Below are 19836 nucleotides of genomic sequence, written 5' to 3'. Positions count from 1 at the left end.
AGCGCCAGCTGACTGAATCTTGAATAGTGTTATCGCCAGGAGTTAAATCAGAACCAGCTCAGGGGGTAGGTCACCACCTGCGGGAACAGCACGATCAGTGCAACTATGACCAGGTTCGCTATCAGGAAAGGAGTCACACCCATAAAGATCTTGTTAATGGGTATATCACGCACTACCGAGTTAACCGTCAGCACATTCATCCCCACCGGCGGAGTCAACTGACCCAGTTCTACCATCAGGATCAGGAAAATACCGAACCAGATCGGATCGACGCCAAAGCTGACAACGATAGGCAGGAAGATCGGCACGGTTAACAGCATCAGACCCAGGGTCTCGAGAACACAGCCCAGCACCACATAGATTGCGGCAATCACCAGCAGCAGTACGACAGTATCCAGCCCCAGGCTCCTCACCCACTCGCCCAGGTTATAGGCAAAGCCGCTGAGGTTGATGAAGTTGGTAAACATCATGGCACCAAAGATGATCATGAACAGCATGCAGGTGGTCTTGCCCGCATCCACCGTGCAGGCGATCAGGCCTTTCATGCCTAGACGGCCTCTGAACAGCGCGATGAAAAACGCGCCAGTACAGCCGATACCCGCCGCTTCAGTAGTCGTAAACACGCCGCCGTACATACCGCCAATAACGACGGCAAACAGCACCAGCGTGGAGATCACACCCTTCAACGACGCCAGCTTCTCCATCAGGGAGCGCTTGGTACCACCGGCCGGCATACTCTCCGGGCGGATCAGCGAGTAGCACAGGATGGTGGCGATAAATGACAGCGCCACCAGCACACCCGGGATGGTCACGGCGATAAACAGTTTGCGGATATCCTGATCAGCGATCAGGCCGTAGATCATCAGCGGCACACTGGGGGGGATCAGCATCCCCAGCACACCGGCGGCCGCAACACTGCCGCTCGCCAGGCTTTCAGAGTAACCGCGCTGACGCATCTGCGGGATAGCCACCTTGGACATGGTGGCAGCCGCCGCCAGGGAACTGCCCGAAATCATGCCGAAAAGGGCGCAGGCCGCCACCGTAGCGTAGGTCAGGCCGCCTTTATACTCACCAAGCCAGGTCTGTGCAGTATCGTACAGCTCCTCAGAGACACCGGCGCGATGGATAAATACCCCCATCAGGATAAACAGGGGGATCACCGACAAACCGAAGGTAAACGATGAATCCACCAGCGTCTGCGGCAGAATCGCCAGGGTCGGATCCAGGCCGCGAAGAAATGCAAAGCCGCCAACGCCCACGGCCAGCATGGCGAAGCCCAGCGGTACGCCCAGAAAGGCCAACGCCAGCACCACTACAAAGCCAATAATCGCCACAGTCATTTGGCAGCCTCCGATACTGTCACTGCACGCAGAAATCTGCTCAGATGGGTCAGTGCCATCAGCACACCCGTTACTGCACAGATATAAACAAAGGGTGCCTTCGGCAGCCCGATAATCAGCGACGCTTCGTTGTACGCCGCATATTCAGAGGCGATGGAATACAGACTCCAGGCGATCAACAGCGAGATTGCGCAACAGATCAGCTCAATCAACGCGCGCTGAATACGCGCCAGCACACCACCGCTGGCCCTGAATATGGTCACGCTGATGTGCTCTCCATCCCTGGAGAGCAGCGGCAGAAACCAGAAGGCACAGAGCGCCATCAGTGCCTCGATAATATCGAAGGCACCCTTGACCGGGCTGTTGAGAAAATAACGCCCGATCACATCAACAAACATCAGCCCCGAAATAGACAGGAGAAAAATCGCACCAAAGGTCTCATAGGTCTGTTCGATGGCACGAAACAGTTTGCTTGTTGAGGCATTCATTACTGATCCCTTTTCTGAATCTCGGCATCGATACGCTGAGCTTCAGCGACGTAGTAATCCAGCGCCGCCTGGCCATCTACACCAAGCTCGGCCGCGGTTGCCAGCCAGGCATCGATAGTGGGTTGTGCAGAGCGCTTGAGATCTTCCACCAGGGCCTCAGGTGCGTCATGGAACTCGACGCCCTCGGCCGCCAGACGGACACGGGACTCGCGCATGCCAACATCGTAGGCACCCATCAGCTTGGCCAGGGGTTCCCGCGCCAGTTTGGTGATGATTTCCTGATCTTCCGGCGAGATTTTGTTCCAGACACGTTTATTAATAAAAATGCTGAATACCGGTGCCTGGGTACCGCCGGGAATCTTGGTCACGTGCTTGGCATACTGGGCAGCCTTGAACATCTCGAAGTCAAAGGCATTCAGGCTGGCAAAGACATCCACCGTGCCGGATGAGATAAGTTCATAACTTCTGACAGCGGGAGCAGAAACTACTGTTGCCCCGGCGTCTTCCAGCATTTTTGCGGTCACACCTGGCAATGAGTAGGCTTTAGTCCCTTCAAGATCAGCAGATGAGAGAATAGGATCACCGGCACTCAGTATTTCACCGCCCATGCCGACAAAAAAGCCGAGCAGATGAACATCTTTGAATTCATCAGCCTGCGCAAAATATTTATCGTAGGTATTCCAGAGTGCCTGGGAGTTGGCCTCGACTGAAACCTGGGTAAACGGCAACAAACCAATGGAGGGCAGTTTAATGCGGTTTTCAACGAAAACATTAGCGACATAAGCCGCATCAAAAATCCCTTTAACGACCGAATCATACTGAGCCTGGGGCGGTGCAAGTGAAGTCGGCGGTACATCGAAGGTGACCCGACCATCTGTGGCTTCAGTTATTTCATCAAGCCAGGGGTGGAGTACGCTCTGATTCCAGAGGTGGCCCGAAGGAATAAAGGAGTTAAACAGGATTTTGGTTTCGGATTGTGCAGGGAGGCTGGCGGCACAAAGCAAAGATGCGGACAGAACTGCGCTGAGCATTTTTTTCATGATGTTCACCTTATTAGAGTTTTTATAGTCCGCAAATCATCGTCGAAGCCCGCGGCAAAGACAATTCAAAAAGTTAACATCATAATTAACCTTAATGTTAATAATCATGTTAGGATTCCGGTGTCTGGTAATCAGGAATAGAACCAGCGCCAGCGCTGCCAAACCACGCAAGCTCTGAACAGCGTCCCTGTAAAACGACGGCTGCCGAGGGCGCCCTTGCAGAGCAGGTATCAGTGCTTTCACCAGGAAACCAGGGCAAAACAGGTCAAACGATGCCTACCGATCTCGATCGCAAGCTGACGATCAAACAGCTAAAACTAATCAGTGTATTAGGACAGGCGCTCAGCATGAGTAGAGCCGCCGAGCTGCTTCATGTCAGCCCACCGGCCCTGTCGCGCTCGCTCACCCAGATGGAACAGGCACTGGGACTGGTGCTGTTTGAACGGACTACCCGTTCAATGAAACTCACGCCCGCCGGCCAGAGCCTGCTGCGCTATGCCAACCTGATATTGGGCCAGCTTGATCAGGCGCAGGAGGAACTGGAAGGTCTCCGATACGGTAGCAGCGGCAAAATTTCGATCGGGGTGATCCCTGCTTTTTCTCCCACCCTGGTGGGAAAAGCCGTGCGCAAGTTGCAGTCGTCCATGCCCGGCGTGAAGATCGATATCCAAACGGAAGAAGCGAACCCGCTGTCGCAGTGCCTGGCGGATGGAACCATCGATATTATGCTTTCGCACGCGGAGTTCAGTGCCGACATGGATGCGCTGGAGATTCATGAACTCTACCAGGAAGAGAGCAGCATCATTTGTGACCCGAACCACCCATTAACCAAAAAGGCAAAAGTCACCATCAACGATGTGGTATCCAGCCCCTGGATTCTGCCCCGAACCGAGACTCCGTTACGGAAAGTGCTGAACCGCACCATTTTTGTCGACCGCCCCCAGGTCACCGGCAGCCTGAGTGATATAGAGACCGACAGATACCTGCAGTCGCTGGCCCTTTTGCACGATAGTTCCATGCTGACAGTGATACCAAGAAGCCAAGCGATTACCTACGAAAAACTGGGTATCATCAAGCGCTTACACGCGCCTGTTAAACTACTGAAAGGTCCGATGTGCAGTATAACTTTAAAAAAACTACAGCTTTCCGAGCCCACTCATCGGCTGCTTGAATTATTGCAGACGTTCTCTAAAGAGATGGAATAAAGCGCGTTAAGGCCTGCGACAACCCCCGCACCCTTCGCTCATAATTTTTTATTTCCGCTTTTCGCCAATTGATCCAGGTTATCGCCAGCCCTTGATTACCGGGCACTTCCGGTCGTTTTACCAGGTGAAACGCACTGAAATTAATTGATAAATGCGGTGTTACCTTCTGCTCACCCGGTTAAACCTAATTAAAATAACGAGACCAACAATGCAGAAATATATTCAATCCTCCGCTCTGGCACTTGGTATTTTCATGGCAAGTGGCGCCTATGCATCTGATGCACTGGAACTTCCCAAGCCGGAGTTTCACGGCTTCTTCAGCATGGGGGCACTGAAGGCCGAAAATAAGGACTTCGACCCGGAAGCTTTCGAACTGGAAGCGGGTATTCATGGCCTGGTGGGCTACCAGGACTTCAAGATGAAGTATGAATTTACCGTCGACATGGCACAGGCGGCGAACCGCGACGACGCCAATGGTGACGACGACGAAATTCGCGTCAAGGAAGCCAAGGCCTTCTTCCCGACACCCTACGGTACTTTCCTGCTGGCACCGCGCACTACCAGCGGCACCTACCGCAACCTGTACGACAACATCAACATTTTCGAGTACAACGAAACCCACAACGGCAGAGAAACCTCAACCGGTAACCCGATTTTCAGCCAGGCCGATGAAGGTCAGGACGTCATTGCCTACATCACGCCTCGCTGGCACAACACCTTTATCGTCGCCGCCATGCTGGCTATCCAGGAAGACAATGATGTCGATTCCGACGTCAAGGCTATCCGTGTCGTCCATAAGGGTGAGCAGCTGTCGCTGGGTGCCAGTTACATCCTGATTGACGAGAACGTACCGCCCGCCGCAGCAGGTGCGACTGACGATGCCAAACGTATCGCCTTCACCGCCGGTTACGATTTCGACAACCTGCACCTGGGTGCGACCTACGAGATCAACAAGGACACCTTCAACGGCAACGACTTTGACTCCTACGGCGTAGCGGGCCGCTACTCCTTCGGCAACGGTCTGTCTGCTGCTCTGGGCTACTACGACAAGGATGCCGACATCGACGCCACCGACAACTACGGCGTTGTATTCCAGGTCAAAAAACAGCTGCACCCGCAGATCGCTCTCTGGGCCGAAACCGGGCAGTATGACACCACCGACAACAATGTCGCGGTGGGCGTGAACCTGAAGTTCTAAGGTTTATCGCTGGAGACGCCGCCTACCCCCCTTCAGGCGGCGTTTCTTTCTGCCAAATCCGGGCTTACAATTCCTCGCTTTCCTCCCCCGCACCAGCACCTCCCTCAACAGATAATTGCGCAGAAAATCACCTGAATTGATCCGCCATCCGGCTGATCTCGGTTCGCCACTCCCAGCGTCAACCAGGGTCTATAAATGACCGACATAACAACAAGAGTCAGCGGTCGATAAAGGCACCGCATGCGATTCATTCAATTCGCTTATTTGCTAGTATTGATAGAAAAAAGGAATCATCATGACTCTGCAGCAACTTGAATTGATTCTGGCGATCGCCGATTCAGGCTCGATCCATTCCGCCTGCAATGTGCTCGGCAAAACCCAGCCCACCCTCACCAAGGCGCTGAAATCATTGGAAGAGGAGCTTGGCGTACCGCTGTTTTCCCGCTCCTCCCGCGGCATGACACCCACCGAACTGGGCAAACGCACCATTGCCCGCGCCCGCATCATTTGTGCCGAAACCAACACGCTGAAAGCGGAAATGGCGCAATTGCTCGGTGCTTCCAAAGGCCAGGTCGCTGCCTGCGCCTCGCCACTGGTGGCCTATGCGATAATGCCCTCGGTAATCATGGATTTTCGCAAGCAATGGCCCGATATCGAGATCAATATCACTGAAGCGGTTTACCCCGAAGCACTCAACCGCCTGCGAGAGGGCTTCATCGATTTCAACGTTGGACCCAGCCCCGAAGAGAGCAGCGTTGAATTCAATGAGGAGATTCTCTTCCAAAGCCAACTTGTCGCCGTGGCCAAATCTGGCTCGGCGTTTCATAAGGCACGCCGGGTCGAGGAACTGGCGGATGCTCCGTGGGTGGTCATGAGCAGCCAGAAAGGCCCCGGTAAACTGTACAACGATATGTTCACTTTCAACGGTATTTCCGCGCCCAAACGGGTTATTTGGCTAAACTCACTGACCATGGTTTTGGAGGTTGTAAAGAAATCAGACTGCTGCTGCCTGTTCCCGGAGCAGTTGCTGCACGCTAGCCCACAGGAGATGGGGCTGAAGAAAATCGATCTGTTCCAGAAATCACCGAGCGTTCCGATCTCGCTGTTTACGCGGCATGACTCCCCTCTAACGCCCGCCGCCGAGGCGCTGGCACGCCTGGTCCGTTTGCACTGCACCAACTTTATTCGCTAGGGACAGACAGCATTCAGTGACTGCAAAGGGAAGTATTGGCATTCATCCCCTCTCTCACTCGATCGTGCCAGCGCCCCAACAATCGCTGCTCAGGAATCTGCTGCCGCACCAGTGCCAGCACCGGGCGGATAGCACTTACCCCCAGATGAACCCAGGGACGCCAGCGCTGGACGCGCTCCAGCTCGGCCTGGCGAAATTCTGTGCTTCATCGGCACACCAGTTCTGTTGATTGCTGTTCATGACGCAGCCTCAAGTAAATCGGTACAGCACCAGGTCGATGCAGACCACCTGCCGGTCGCTGTTTAGCAGCTGGCAGGCAGTCAACCCCAGTCGTTCTTGAATCGGTGGTTACACCAGTACACGCCCTTCCAGCTCCGGGCTATCAGCCTGATAGCGGAAGGCACGGAACACACAGTTGACCGGGCGCTTGGCTGTTGGGAAGTAACCTTCGAATACCGGGTTTACATAATCCCACACCACTTCACCGGCGCGGGTGATCTCAAACACCCGACCTGCAGCTGACTGGATCACCAGCAGATTGCCGCTGGGCAGTTCATTGGCACCTGACATCACGTGGCTGTAAAAATGCCAGGGAATCGGCGCCTGATAACGCCAGACCTCGTCCCCGGTTTGCCGATCCAATTCAACCAGATAGGAGAAGTGCGGCTGGGCTTCATCATGAGCGCCGTTACAGAACAGCAGGATATTACCGTTGCGAAGGATCTGCGGATCGTGAGGGTGACCCCAGTGGTGATCCTGCTTCTTCCAGACCATATTGCCGCTGGCCCGCTCGATAATACCGATGGTGTTGGTATTGCGGAAACACACCATCACATGCTCATCATCGATGGGGTTGATGGTGTTGCAGTGGGCAAACTCGCCACGGTCAGTACCGGACGCGATCGGGTAGCTTTCAATTTCCAGCTGGCTGGCACTCCAGTTCCAGACCACCTCTCCCGCCGGGGTGATTTCACGAATGTAATCCTCATGAATAACACCGTTAGGTTCGCTACCCGGTATACCGCCCTGCACCCGCACCTGCTGCTCCTTCTGCATCGGCTGCCAGCCGATATACAGGGTATTACCGTTGGGAAGACGACGGATATCGTGATGCTGCATCGGATCGGTAAATTCCCACACAACCTCGCCATCCCAGTTCAGCTCAATGATGCGACCACCGCGGGCACGGGCGCCGGGGAAACCGCCCTCGACCACGACCGATGCCAGCAGGTTACCGCCAGGCAACAGGCGCGCGTAGGAGCCCAAACGCCCCGGCAGACGCCAGCTGTGTACAACCGAACCAAAATTATCGATCAGGTTGACGGTAAAGCCACGAATACCTCCGACCAGGGTAAAACCAGGAGTGGCACGCTGTTGATCATGATGCAGGACACCGGTTTGCGACAGATACATAGAGACATCCTCTTGAATCACTAGTTTGTTCTTGTTGTTGAAATGAGAATCATAATTCTCTTTTTTCGAGAATATCCAAGTTACCTGTTGAAAACAAGAATGCGAATTCGTATTCTTTTTTCAGGGTCGCGATACGAATCCCGGTTTTAGCTAAGGAAGCGAGTATCCAGGTAGCTATTCCGTCAGGACTCTCAGGCCAGCCATCCGGTAAGCAGACGTTTGGGGTAATCTTGTGCCAGCAAAAAACAAATCGACACAAGGCAAAGTGCAGGAGTTTTTAATGGCCAGTAACGCCAAACCCGCTACCCAGGCGCGCAGTGCAGCCTTACAAGCCGCGTTTCTCGAAGCCGGCTTCAAGCTATTGAACGAAACCACGCTGGACAAGTTAAGCGTGAATGACATCGCGCAGGCAGCTGGCAGCTCTGTCGGCGGTTTTTATTCCCGCTTCAAGAACAAGGAGGCCTTTTATCTGTGTCTGCGCGATGAGCAGGTCAAGCGAGGGGCAGCCTTTGTAGACGACAACCTGCCAGAGGAGTTGTTGCAGCAGGGCGAGATGAGCGAGGTGATCGCGGCGGTGGTTGATACCTATCGGGCCATTTTCACCAGCTCCGGCCGAGGTGTGCTGCGCACCACCTTTATGAAATTGCATGAAGACCCGGATATGTGGGAGCCGATGCGCGCCAGTGGTCGTCATGCATCGGACTATCTGTCCAGCCATCTGGGTCCACGACTGGGACCGGACGGCCCCCAACGTGCCCGCTTTGCGGTGCAGGTATTGATGAGCGTGCTGGTCAACGACCTGGTGAACCCGAATCACCCTTTTAAGGTAGATCAGCCTGAATTTAGAAATTATCTAATTGATTTGCTTACGCCATTTCTGGCATCAGACAACCCGGGTTCCAATTGACGGAAGCATTCCCATTGCGGAACGGCAGTAACGCTGGACCTGGGTGAACTCAACAACGTTATAAAACAACAATAAAACAGGGGTTAGACATGACTTCGAAAATCCAGCCATCCCAGGCCTCAGCCAAAACTGCTGAATACAACCGTGCTTTCGGCGCACGCCTGCCGCTGACTGATCAGCACGACTTCGAAGCTGCCAAACGCGGCCTGATCGCCCAGATTGAAGGGGGTAAAATTCCAACCAACGACGGCACCCGTATGGCGTGGGACAGCTCGCTGTATGAATTCCTTGAAGGAGAGTGCCCGGATAGCGTAAACCCGTCGTTATGGCGTATTGCCCAGCTCAACGCCCAGCATGGCCTGTTCGAGGTGGTTGATGGCGTGTGGCAGATTCGTGGTTACGACTACGCCAACATGACCATCGTGCGCGGTGAAAAAGGCTGGATCATCATCGACCCGTTGATCTGTGAAGAGTCCTCTGCAGCTGGTTTGAAGCTGGTTAATGACACCCTTGGTTACCGCCCGGTTTCGGCGGTACTGGTCACTCACACCCATCCTGACCACTTCGCCGGCCTCAAGGGCGTGGCAACCGAGGAACAGGTTGCCAGTGGTGAGGTAGAGTTGATCGTACCGGACGGCTTTATGAAATATGCCGCCTCCGAAGGCATCATGGCCGGTGTTCATATGGGCCGCCGTGCCCTGTACCAGTTTGGCCTGATGCTGGATCGCAGTGAAACCGGCATCGTTGATGGCGGTATCGGCAAAGACACCGCCCGTGGTCAGCGCACCTTCCTCGAGCCGAACGTTTACATCACCGAAAACGGCGAGCGTCGCAGCGTTGATGGCGTGATGTTCGAGTTCCAGATCGCCTCCGGCAGCGAGGCACCATCAGAATTCACCTTCCTGATCGAAGATTACCGGGTTATGTGTATGGCGGAAGTCTGCAACATGACCATGCACAATATCCTTACCCTGCGTGGCGCCGAAGTCCGTGACCCGCTGCTGTGGGCTCAGGTGATCAACGAAGCCAACGAGATGTTTGGTGAGCGTACCGACGTACTGTGCAACAGTCACAATTGGCCGGTATGGGGCAAGCAGGAAGTCAGCGAATACCTGCTGGAACAACGCGATATCTACAAGTACATCCACGACCAGACTCTGCGTCTGGCCAACCTGGGTCACACCCCTATCGAAATTGCTGAACTGGTGAAAGAACCTGAATGGCTGTCGACCAAATTCCACGCCCGTGGCTACTATGGTTCGATGAACCACAACGTCAAAGCCACCTACCAGCGTTACTATGGCTATTTCGATGGCAACCCAACTAACCTGGATCTGCTGCAACCCACTGATGAAGGCCGCGAGTATGTTGAGGCTCTTGGCGGTGAAGCGCGGGTACTGGAACTGGCACAAAAAGCCATCAGCGATGACAAGCTGCGTTGGGCCGCGACACTGCTGAAACATCTGGTGTTCAGCAATGATAAGAGTGAGACGGGTAAAAACCTGCTGGCGGAAGTCTACGAGCAGCTGGGTTACCGCGCGGAATCCAGCATCTGGCGTAACATCTACCTGTCCGGTGCGCAGGAGCTGCGCAATGGCGTGAAGCCGATCCAGGGGGGGCCGAACCGTAATACTGACCTGGCCAAAACCCTGTCAGCTCAGGACTACTTCAACGCCATGGCAGTGCGTCTCAACCCCGAGCGCGCCATAGGGCTGGACTGCACACTCAATGTATCGATTCCGGATCGTGGCGAGACCCTGTGCACATCCGTTAACCGTCAGACCGAATATCCCATCGCAGGACGTAAGGATGACAATGCCGATGCCAGCATCCGCTTGAAGAAGGCGGATCTGGAAGCGCTGTTTGAAAAGCAGATCACCATCGACCAGCTGCTTGAGGCCGGCAAGCTGGAGATCAGCGGAGACCACGAGAAGGTGGAAGCCTACTTCGATGCCCACGATACCTTTAACCTCTGGTTCAATATCGTAACCCCCTGAGTCATCGCTTCTCACCTCACTCACAGCGCCCTTCCCCGACGGTTGGGCGCTGTTTGCGTTTCACCTGACGAACCCAATCGCAAGATTCCCTTCGCCAGACCATAAAATGAGACTAAAAATCTGGAGATCATCTATGAAATACTGCGATACCCTTGTGATCAACGGCACCACGGTTGCTGGCGAGCAAGGCAGCCAGCCCGTGATAAACCCGGCAACGGAAGAAGTGGTTGCCTCCAGCCCTCAGGCATCGGTCAGCCAGCTTGACCAGGCAGTCGCGGCAGCCCGGGACGCCTTTGCAGACTGGAGTCGCTGCGATGATCAGGTAAGAAAAGACGCCTTGCTGCGTATCGCAGACCGTATCGAAGAACACAGCGACGAACTCGCCCGCATTCTGGTCAGCGAACAGGGCAAGCCGCTGATGATCGCACAGCGCGAAGTTGCCGCGTCCGTGGCCTGGACCCGGTACACCGCCAATCTGGAACTGAAGGTCGACCTGGTGCTCGATTCACCGGAAAAGCGGATCGAAGTTCACCGCAAGCCCCTCGGCGTTGTTGCCTCCATCACGCCCTGGAACTGGCCGCTGATGATCCTGATCTGGCACATCATGCCGGCCATTCGCACCGGTAACACCGTGGTCTGCAAACCTTCGGAATACACCCCCTTCAACGCCCTGCGACTGATCGAGATCATCGCCGACGAACTGCCGGCTGGTGTCGTCAATATCGTCACCGGTGCTGGCGAAATCGGCCAGGCGATCAGCGAACATCCAGGTATTAACAAGGTCGTTTTTACCGGCTCCACCCGTACTGGCAAACAGATCATGCGCGCAGCCGCGGGCAACCTGAAGCGCCTGACACTTGAGCTGGGCGGTAATGACGCCGGTATCGTGCTGCCTGACGCGGATCTCGACAGCATTGCCCAACCGCTGTTTATTGCCGCATTTAAAAACATGGGACAAACCTGTGCAGCATTGAAGCGCCTGTACGTCCATGAGGATATGTACGATGCCCTGTGCGACAAACTGGTGGCAGTAGCCTCCAAACAAAAGGTCGGTAACGGTCTGGATGAGGGCGTGACCTTCGGCCCGGTACAGAACAAGGCTCAGTATGACTACCTGAACGCTTTGCTTGATGATATCCGGGCAACGGGCGGTCGAATTCTCTGCGGCGGTAACTCATCGCTTGAGCGCGGCTACTTTATCGATCCCACGATTGTTGCCGATGTGGATCAACGCTCCCGCATTGTTCAGGAAGAGCAGTTTGGCCCCATCCTGCCGGTGATCCGTTACTCCAACCTGGATGAAGCCTTGGCGATGGCAAACGATACCGATGAAGGCCTGGCTGGTTCAGTCTGGGGCAAGGATATGGAGCTCGCTTCCGATATCGCGCACCGGATGGAGTGTGGCTCAACCTGGATTAACGGCCATGGTGACCTGCATCCCGCCGCACCGTTCGGCGGCTGCAAGCAGTCCGGGATCGGAGTGGAGTTTGGCGAAGAGGGTCTGCATGAGTACACCCGGACCCACACGCACCATATCGTGAAGTAAACGCAAAAACGGGCAGTTTTCACTGCCCGTTTTTATTATCAGCCGGTAGTTAAAAAGATCGAGCTACTTTATATGATCGACCAGTACGGGGCAGTTGGCATGCACCATCACGTAATGTGCGACCGAGTGATGCACCAGGTTGCTTAACCGGTTGCGCGTATGCGTTCCCATCACAATCAGATCGGCGCCTATCTCATCGGCGACCTTCACGATCATCTCGTCCGGCCGGCCGTATACCACCTTGATATCTATATCTTCAATATCCAGCTTCGTTTCGTCACTAACCTCAGTCTCACAGAAAGACCTGATTCTTTGTTCGATATCCGCGTGGACATTGCCTTCATTATCTGAGCCAATTTTATCCAGCTCCTCAAGGGTCAGATAGTTTGACAGGTAAAGCTTGGTATTTTCATCAACCGGTTCGATAACGTTCAGGAAGGTTATCTTTGCGCCGTGCGCTATGCTCTGCTCGACGGCGGTACCAAACACCTTCTTGGCATCATAATTGATCAAGTCGGAAGCATATAGAATTGTTTTTATTTTGCTACTCATAAATCAACCCCATCTTTATGAATGAATACCCGCTACTCTTTTAGTAGTGTAACGGGCGGAATAAAACAACAATACTTTAATATAAATGCCTTTGTATTAACCTTTACAAAGAATTATTCATTTTCATTTAAAATAAATTCAGCCGCGCGTCCCGCGATCATCATCGTCGGCGCATTGGTGTTGCCGGATACCAGCGCAGGCATCACGGAACAGTCAGCGACACGCAACCCTTCGACACCTCGCACCTTCAGGCGCACATCGACAACCGACTCTGCATCGCCACCCATGCGGCAGGTACCTGCCGGATGGTAGATGGTACGCGCCTGCTGACGAATCGCATCATCAAATGCTTCGTTATCTGTATCCGTATCGATATCGGCACCCGGCCAGATCTCCTCGCCCATGAACTCCTTCAGCGGACTCTGCTGATAGATCTTGCGAGCCAGGCGAACGCCCCTGCGCAGCGTGTCCAGATCTTCCTCGGATTCAAGGGCTGAGGCCTCAAGCCGCGGTGGATCTAGCGGATCGGCGGATTTAAGAAACACGCGACCACGGGACGCAGGACGCATAGTCATCGGGTGAATATGGTACCCATGCAGCTCCAGTGGCGGCTCGCCCGGCCGGCCCGGCGCAAAGGGGGCGAAGTTGAACTGCACATCAGGACGCCCATCGCCGTTGGTATCGACACAGGCACCCGCTTCCAGCAGGTTGGAGGTCAGCAGTCCACGCCGGAAAATAAAGTAGTCGATGCCATGTTTCAGCGCCTTGAGACCTTTATTGGAACCGTGGAGCCCAATCGGCTTGGCCAGTTTTCGCGTGACCGGTACACCAACGTGGTCCTGGTAGTTTCCGCCCACAGAAGGGGCATCAACCAGCACATCAATACCGAAGGACTCCAGGTGATCTTTGGGGCCGATGCCGGAGAGCATCAGCAGTTTGGGGCTCTGGAAGCTGCCGGCGGTCAGGACGATCTCCTTGCGGCACTTCAGCTCACCGCTGCGTCCTGCCTTGTCGACCGTCTCGACAGCGACTGCACGCTTGCCGTCAAACCGGATGCGGGTGGCGATCGTTTCGCTCACCAGATGGAAATTTTTCTGCTTCTCGACCGGACGCAGGAAACAGACCGCGGCCGACTTGCGCTTGCCACCCTTGGCCGTTACCTGGTACCAGCCGGCGCCTTCCTGGGTGTCACCGTTAAAGTCATCAGACGGCTTGATCCCCGCCTCGATAGCCGCATCGATACAGGCTTTGTTCAGCGGGTGGCGGTACTCGGGATCGCCGATCACCAGGGGTCCGCGCAGACCATGGTAGCTGTTCTGCAGGCGCGCGTTATTTTCCTGCGCGATATAGGTCGGCAGCACGTCCTTGTAACTCCAGCCCTCGCAACCGTGGATGCTGGCCCATTCGTCATAGTCTTTGGCCTGGCCACGCATATAGAGCATACCGTTGACCGAGGAGCCGCCGCCCAGCACCCGCCCCTGGGGCACCACGAAGCGTTTCATGCCGAGCGAGGAGTCAGGTTCCGAAACGATGGTACTGGCGTCACGAGATTGCAGTGCCAGAAAGAAAGTGGCCGGTATATGGATCCAGGGGTTTACGTCAGAGCGCCCCTCTTCCACCAACGCCACTGAATGCTCGCCTGATTCGGCCAGACGTGCGGCCAATACACACCCGGCGGATCCGCCACCGACGATGATGTAGTCATACTCCTGAGAGTTCGATTTATTCGTTGCCATGCTTTTCCCGGTTTATCTTGTCGTTATGCGTCGAGATTACCTCATCGAGCAATAGCCAAATAGACAAGATTCACACCGGTATATAGATAAAATGAATCACCAGGCAGAAAAGGAAGTGGGGCCGGCAGGGGCGGCGCCCCCTATCCCTGCCGGGGCGCTGGACAGTCGTTGAAAATCCTTTTGCTACAGCTGGCACAACGATCCTGATCAACCTCGGGAATCAGGCTACCGATAGCCAGACGCGGTGTTTCATAAAAGCGTTCAACACCTAACTGCTGCAAGGCACCGGTACGCTTGAGCTCATCCATCACCGTTCCCTTCATGGAGCTGAACAACAGCTGCCCGCCCAGCCTTTCCAGCCGCACTATCTCCTGATGCAGCATCTCGACACCGGCGACATCGATAAAGTTGATTCCCTTGCCTATCAGCAGGATATGTTTGACCCCACTACCGGTCGCCGTCAGCCGGCGGATCTCCTGCTGCACATGGTCCACAGCACCAAAAAACAGCGAACCATCAACACGGATAATCTTGAGGTGAGGGCATTCATCCAGAGCGTAGCGCTGCACATTGCGGATATGACGCCGCTCCCCTTCCTGCAACGGCGCCACCTCTGTGACCCGCGGCTGAGAGGTACGGCGCAGGTAGAGCGCCAGGGACAGCAGCACGCCTATATAGATGGCAAACTCCAGCGCGACCAGCAGCGTCGAAAACAGGGTGACCAGCAGAATCGCCGCTTCTGAGCGGTTGCTGGACAGAATGTGACGGATCGCGCCGAGATCGATCAGGTTCCAGGCGATTAGCAGTATGGAGCCACCCATCACCGCCAGCGGCAGCCGCGCGGTCAGCTGCGGCAGGGTCACCACCACCAGCGCCAGCAGCACAGCTGCAAATACCGCCGCCAAAGGTGTACGGGCCCCGGCATCATAATTGGCACCGGAGCGGGTAAAGGAGGCACTGCTGGCATAGCAGGCAAAGAAGCTGCCGACCACATTGGACAGGCCCTGGCCAATAAACTCCTGGTTGCCATCGATCTGCTGGTGCGAGCGCACCGCGATTGCGCGGGCGATAGACACCGCCTCGATCAACCCCAGCAGGGCCACCGCCAAGGCTCCGGATGCCAGCGACTGCAGGGTTGCAAAGGAGAAATCGGGCAGCACGGGAGTTGGCAGCTGACCGGGCAGCGCGCCGACATAAGCGACCGCATTACCTGCAGGATCCATCAGGTAACAGGTAATACTGCCCGCCGCCATGCCGACCAGAAGATGGGGCAGCTTGCGATTGATCTTGCGTACCAGCACGGCAACCACCAGTGTCACCAGACCGGCCACCAGTGCGGTGGGACTCAGTTCACTGATCCGTTCTGCCAGGTACTCCAGGGTGGCGACAACGGAAAGCCCGCCAGGCAGTTCGATCCCGAGCACATGCTTGAGCTGGCTCACGGCAATCAGGATTGCCGCCCCGGCGGTAAAGCCGACCACCACCGTATGCGATATGAAGTTGACCAGGCTACCCATGCGGAACAGCCCCAGCGCCAACTGAATCAAGCCGGTCAACAGCGTTAGACTGATCATCAGACCGACATACTGTTCGGTTGAGAAATCCCCCAACCCGCTGATCACACTCATAACCACGATCGATAACGCAGCGGTGGGGCCTGATATCACATGCCAGGAGGAACCGAACAAAGACGCGATCACCGCCGATACCATGGCCGTATAGAGGCCATACACTGGGGGCAATCCGGCGATAAACGCATAGGCCACCGCCTGCGGAAGCACTAACACCATGCCGGTCAAACCGGCCATAAAGTCGGCTTTCAGGTTGTCTCGGGTAACCTGGTCGCGCCAGCGCAGAAAAGGAAGAAATCTGTTGTAGGATCGTGCTGCCATGTAACGCCCTTCTCCTCGAGTTTGGGGTTGCCGGGCGGGCAGCTTAGCGGAAAGGGCGTTAGCAACGACAAAATGTTTCGCTCTGCGAAACACATATGCGAAACCTAGCGCTCAAATGGCGGGCAACTGGGCCTGCAATTGTTCTGATAAACGGTCGGCGACACTTCGCAGCAAAGGATAGTAATCCCTGGAAAGTTCAGACTGAGCAATCGCCCCCTTGGGCCAGGACATGGTTACCGTCGCAGCCACCCGTTCGCCATGGAAAACAGGCACCGCCATCGCTTCAACCTGCTCCCCCTCGGTGGTTCCTACGCCGAAATAGGAAGACTCTCTGACCCCGTATCCCTGGCGGCGGGTTTGATCGAGCAGCTTCTGCAACCACAGGGTATCATTGGCCAAACGCCCCTCTTTACCCTTCATGGAGCGAAGCTCAGCAATAATACTGCGCCTCTCTTCATCGGGGCAGAACGCCAAGTAAGCACGACCTATGCCGGAAAACAGAAAAGGCAACCGTAATCCCATAACCTGGCGATTGAGAATAAACACCGACTGCACGCGGGTAGACTCTACGATTTTCATCGTAAGCCCATCACGCATAGCGATATCCACGGGCCAGCGTAAACGACCCTGAAACTCCTGGATAATGGGCGCCGCAAGCTCCGCCAACTGCCCTTCCGGACAGCTATCGGTCACCTTTCGATTCAGCGTAAAAGAGAGCCGGTAACAGGAGTCCCCCACGGCGCGAAACACCCAGCCCGCTTCCTGCAGCGTTTTCAGAATACGCAGCAGCGTCGCCTTATTGATACCGGTTTGCTTGTGCAGGACAGCCAGTGAGGCGGGTGAATGCTGACGAATGGCTTCAATAACCTGCAGACCACGGGCGAGAGATTCGATTGACTTGCCCATCAGGGAGCTCCGCTGGTTAATAAAATGCAGGCACTTCCATGGCGAGATTGTGTTCCTGAAACGTAATTAATTATAAGTATTGCCGCCAAGACTACATCAGCTTGGCAAAACTTTGAATACTGGAGGAGAGTCAACGGCTTAGGGGGATACGAAGCGGCCAGCAACACACGCCGCAATCAGCGCCCCTGAAATGAAAAAGCCGCCTCCCCTGAGAGAAGCGGCTTGTGGGCATTCCGGTATAGATAACTGTCAGCGCTGAACCAGCCCGTGGGTATCCATGATCTCTTCGATCTCGGACAGGCTTGCCGGGTCATCGATGGTGGAGGGTACCGAATACTCCTGACCATCGGCGATCTGGCGCAGCAGTTTGCGCAGGATCTTGCCGGAGCGGGTTTTCGGCAGGCGCTGGACCACAAGCGCACGACGGAAGCAGGCGATGGGGCCGATCTCCTTGCGCACCATGGCAACCAGTTCGGTCTGCAGCTGCTCTTCGTCCTCTTCGACACCATCTTTCAACAGTACCAGGCCGATCGGCTCCTGCCCTTTGAGCGGGTCGTTGATACCGATAACCGCGCATTCGGCCACCGCCGGGTGGGCGGCAACGATCTCTTCCATCTCACCGGTGGAGAGACGGTGACCTGCCACGTTGATCACGTCGTCGGTGCGTCCCATGATAAAGACATAACCGTCTTCATCCTTGTAGCCACCATCACCGGAGGTGTAGTAGCCGGGGAAGTCAGACAGGTAACCGGTGCGGAAACGTTCGAAGTCGCCCCAGATGGTGGGCAGACAGCTCGGCGGCAGCGGCAGCTTGAGAGCAATAGAGCCCTGCTCACCCGGCGGCAGTTCCTGACCATCCATACCAAGAATCTTCACGTTGAAGCCCGGCACCGGCAGCGTGGAGGAACCCGCTTTCGGCTGTTTTGGCTCGATACCCATCAGGTTACCGCAGATCGCCCAACCGGTTTCGGTCTGCCACCAGTGATCGACCACGGGCTTGCCGGTCTTGCCGACGGTCCAGTCGTAGGTCGGCGGGTCCAGACGCTCGCCCGCCATGAAGATGGTCTGCAGGCAGGACAGGTCGTACTTCTTGATCTGCTCCGCTTCCGGATCTTCCTTCTTGATGGCACGGAAGGCGGTTGGTGCGGCAAACAGCGCCTTGGCCTTGTACTCCTCAACCACACGCCAGAAGGCACCACTGTCCGGAGTACGTACCGGCTTGCCTTCGTAAACGATGGTGGTGCAGCCCGCCAGCAGCGGTCCGTACACGATATAGGAGTGACCAACGACCCAGCCCACATCGGATGCGGCCCAGAACACATCGCCCGGCTGCATGTTATAGATCGCTTTCATCGAGTACTTCAGCGCCACGGCGTGGCCGCCGTTATCACGCACCACCCCTTTCGGCTTGCCGGTGGTACCGGAGGTGTACAGGATATAGAGCGGATCCGTGCCTTTGACCGGTACGCAGTCGGCTGGCTCTGCCGTTTCCATCTCCGCGGCCCAGTCCAGGTCACGCCCTGGCGTGAGCTCAGCGGTCGCCTGCTCGCGCTGCAGGATGATGCAGCGGTCCGGCTTATGAGCGGATTGCTCAATCGCCTGATCCAGCATCGGCTTGTACTCGATCACCTTGGAGACTTCGACACCGCAGGAGGCGCTCACCACCACTTTCGGCTCGGCATCATCGATACGCACAGCCAGTTCATGGGGCGCAAAGCCGCCAAACACGACTGAGTGGATCGCACCGAGGCGCGCCACGGCCAGCATCGCTATCAACGCTTCCGGCACCATCGGCATGTAAAGCACGACCCGGTCGCCCTTGGTCACGCCCTGCGCCTTGAGCACACCGGCAAAACGAGCCACCTGATCGCGCATCTCGCTGTAGGTCAGCTTGCTCTTGGTTCCGGTAACGGGTGAATCGTAGATCAGAGCATCCTGGTCACCCCGACCGTTTTCCACATGATAATCCAGCGCCATATAGGCGGTGTTCATCTCACCATCCGCAAACCAGCGGTAGATGCCGTTTTCATCAGTGGAAAGAATCGTTTGGGGTTGGGTGTACCAGGGTAGGTCAGCTGCTTTTTCCGCCCAGAAACCTTCCGGATTGTCGACGGACTTGCTGTATTCGGCTTGGTAGGACATGGCTCAGGTCCCTTTATCTCTATTGTTAGACGCTGAAATTGTCAGGGGTATTATGGTTTATTGTTGACACATCCCCATCGTCGCAGTGCCACTGTATCTAATCGAATCGCCAAAAGAGATACGACAAAAGGCGTAATTTTCTCCCCCAAGCCCTATATTTATTGATGAAAGATAGGAAATCCGGGCGATACGGATGATCTGCCCGTTTTTATCACTCTCCCGAAATAAATTCACAAGTGTCGACAGTTAAGCACCCCGCCCGCGATGCTGTAGAGCTTGTGT

The 19836-nt window shown here is 55.5% G+C and carries 15 protein-coding genes; 6 read left to right on the top strand and 9 right to left on the bottom strand.

The window, feature by feature from the left end; translation table 11 throughout:
* Nucleotides 1–47 precede the first annotated feature (47 nt).
* From ACQUQP_RS10665 to dctP, 3 genes are read right to left on the bottom strand one after another with little or no spacing between them, the layout of a single operon-like run.
* The gene (locus ACQUQP_RS10665) at nucleotides 48–1340 is read right to left on the bottom strand and encodes a TRAP transporter large permease (RefSeq protein WP_432695011.1); all 1293 of its coding nucleotides are present in this window, start codon (nucleotides 1338–1340) and stop codon (nucleotides 48–50) included.
* On the bottom strand, nucleotides 1337–1828 hold the full coding sequence (locus ACQUQP_RS10660; RefSeq protein WP_432695010.1) for a TRAP transporter small permease: 492 nt from the start codon (nucleotides 1826–1828) through the stop codon (nucleotides 1337–1339). The genes ACQUQP_RS10665 and ACQUQP_RS10660 overlap by 4 nt, the downstream gene beginning before the upstream one ends.
* A complete protein-coding gene (dctP, locus tag ACQUQP_RS10655) occupies nucleotides 1828–2868 on the bottom strand; it encodes a TRAP transporter substrate-binding protein DctP (RefSeq protein ID WP_432695009.1) in 1041 nt (346 codons plus the stop codon). The genes ACQUQP_RS10660 and dctP overlap by 1 nt, the downstream gene beginning before the upstream one ends.
* A gap of 272 nt (nucleotides 2869–3140) precedes the next feature.
* On the opposite strand from dctP, the gene ACQUQP_RS10650 reads away from it, so the two are divergent.
* From ACQUQP_RS10650 to ACQUQP_RS10640, 3 genes are all read left to right on the top strand, one after another.
* A complete protein-coding gene (locus tag ACQUQP_RS10650) occupies nucleotides 3141–4073 on the top strand; it encodes a LysR family transcriptional regulator (protein ID WP_432695008.1) in 933 nt (310 codons plus the stop codon).
* Nucleotides 4074–4281: 208 nt separating this feature from the next.
* Nucleotides 4282–5271 carry a porin gene (locus ACQUQP_RS10645; protein ID WP_432695007.1) on the top strand — a complete coding sequence of 330 codons (990 nt, stop codon included), beginning with the start codon at nucleotides 4282–4284 and terminating at the stop codon, nucleotides 5269–5271.
* Nucleotides 5272–5566: 295 nt separating this feature from the next.
* A complete protein-coding gene (locus ACQUQP_RS10640; RefSeq protein WP_432695006.1) occupies nucleotides 5567–6463 on the top strand; it encodes a LysR family transcriptional regulator in 897 nt (298 codons plus the stop codon).
* 348 nt (nucleotides 6464–6811) lie between these two features.
* On the opposite strand, the gene ACQUQP_RS10635 is transcribed toward ACQUQP_RS10640, so the two are convergent.
* Nucleotides 6812–7876, bottom strand: a complete 1065-nt coding sequence (locus ACQUQP_RS10635) for an arylsulfotransferase family protein (protein ID WP_432695005.1) — start codon at nucleotides 7874–7876, stop codon at nucleotides 6812–6814.
* Nucleotides 7877–8156: 280 nt separating this feature from the next.
* Between ACQUQP_RS10635 and ACQUQP_RS10630 the strand changes: the two genes are divergently transcribed.
* The 3 genes from ACQUQP_RS10630 to ACQUQP_RS10620 all read left to right on the top strand — a co-directional run bounded on the left by ACQUQP_RS10630 (nucleotide 8157) and on the right by ACQUQP_RS10620 (nucleotide 12326).
* Entirely contained in the window at nucleotides 8157–8783 is a 627-nt protein-coding gene (locus ACQUQP_RS10630; protein WP_432695004.1) for a TetR/AcrR family transcriptional regulator, read from the top strand.
* An 89-nt stretch (nucleotides 8784–8872) separates the two neighbouring features.
* Nucleotides 8873–10780, top strand: a complete 1908-nt coding sequence (locus ACQUQP_RS10625) for an alkyl/aryl-sulfatase (protein ID WP_432695003.1) — start codon at nucleotides 8873–8875, stop codon at nucleotides 10778–10780.
* Between the two features lie 133 nt (nucleotides 10781–10913).
* A complete protein-coding gene (locus ACQUQP_RS10620; protein WP_432695002.1) occupies nucleotides 10914–12326 on the top strand; it encodes an aldehyde dehydrogenase family protein in 1413 nt (470 codons plus the stop codon).
* A gap of 63 nt (nucleotides 12327–12389) precedes the next feature.
* On the opposite strand, the gene ACQUQP_RS10615 is transcribed toward ACQUQP_RS10620, so the two are convergent.
* The 5 genes from ACQUQP_RS10615 to ACQUQP_RS10595 all read right to left on the bottom strand — a co-directional run bounded on the left by ACQUQP_RS10615 (nucleotide 12390) and on the right by ACQUQP_RS10595 (nucleotide 19554).
* Nucleotides 12390–12878 carry a universal stress protein gene (locus ACQUQP_RS10615; RefSeq protein ID WP_432695001.1) on the bottom strand — a complete coding sequence of 163 codons (489 nt, stop codon included), beginning with the start codon at nucleotides 12876–12878 and terminating at the stop codon, nucleotides 12390–12392.
* Nucleotides 12879–12991: 113 nt separating this feature from the next.
* Nucleotides 12992–14614 (bottom strand): GMC family oxidoreductase, encoded by a 1623-nt coding sequence (locus tag ACQUQP_RS10610; RefSeq protein WP_432695000.1) that lies wholly within the window; start codon nucleotides 14612–14614, stop codon nucleotides 12992–12994.
* Nucleotides 14615–14754: 140 nt separating this feature from the next.
* A complete protein-coding gene (locus tag ACQUQP_RS10605; RefSeq protein WP_432694999.1) occupies nucleotides 14755–16506 on the bottom strand; it encodes a SulP family inorganic anion transporter in 1752 nt (583 codons plus the stop codon).
* Between the two features lie 111 nt (nucleotides 16507–16617).
* The gene (locus ACQUQP_RS10600) at nucleotides 16618–17412 is read right to left on the bottom strand and encodes an IclR family transcriptional regulator domain-containing protein (protein ID WP_432694998.1); all 795 of its coding nucleotides are present in this window, start codon (nucleotides 17410–17412) and stop codon (nucleotides 16618–16620) included.
* 249 nt (nucleotides 17413–17661) lie between these two features.
* The gene (locus ACQUQP_RS10595; protein WP_432694997.1) at nucleotides 17662–19554 is read right to left on the bottom strand and encodes a propionyl-CoA synthetase; all 1893 of its coding nucleotides are present in this window, start codon (nucleotides 19552–19554) and stop codon (nucleotides 17662–17664) included.
* Nucleotides 19555–19836 lie beyond the last annotated feature (282 nt).

The sequence above is a fragment of the Marinobacterium sp. YM272 genome (assembly GCF_050908845.1).
Classification (GTDB): Bacteria; Pseudomonadota; Gammaproteobacteria; order Pseudomonadales; family Balneatricaceae; genus Marinobacterium_D.
The sequence above is the reverse complement of the archived record's forward strand: the minus strand, read 5'-3'. Positions and strand labels throughout refer to the sequence as shown.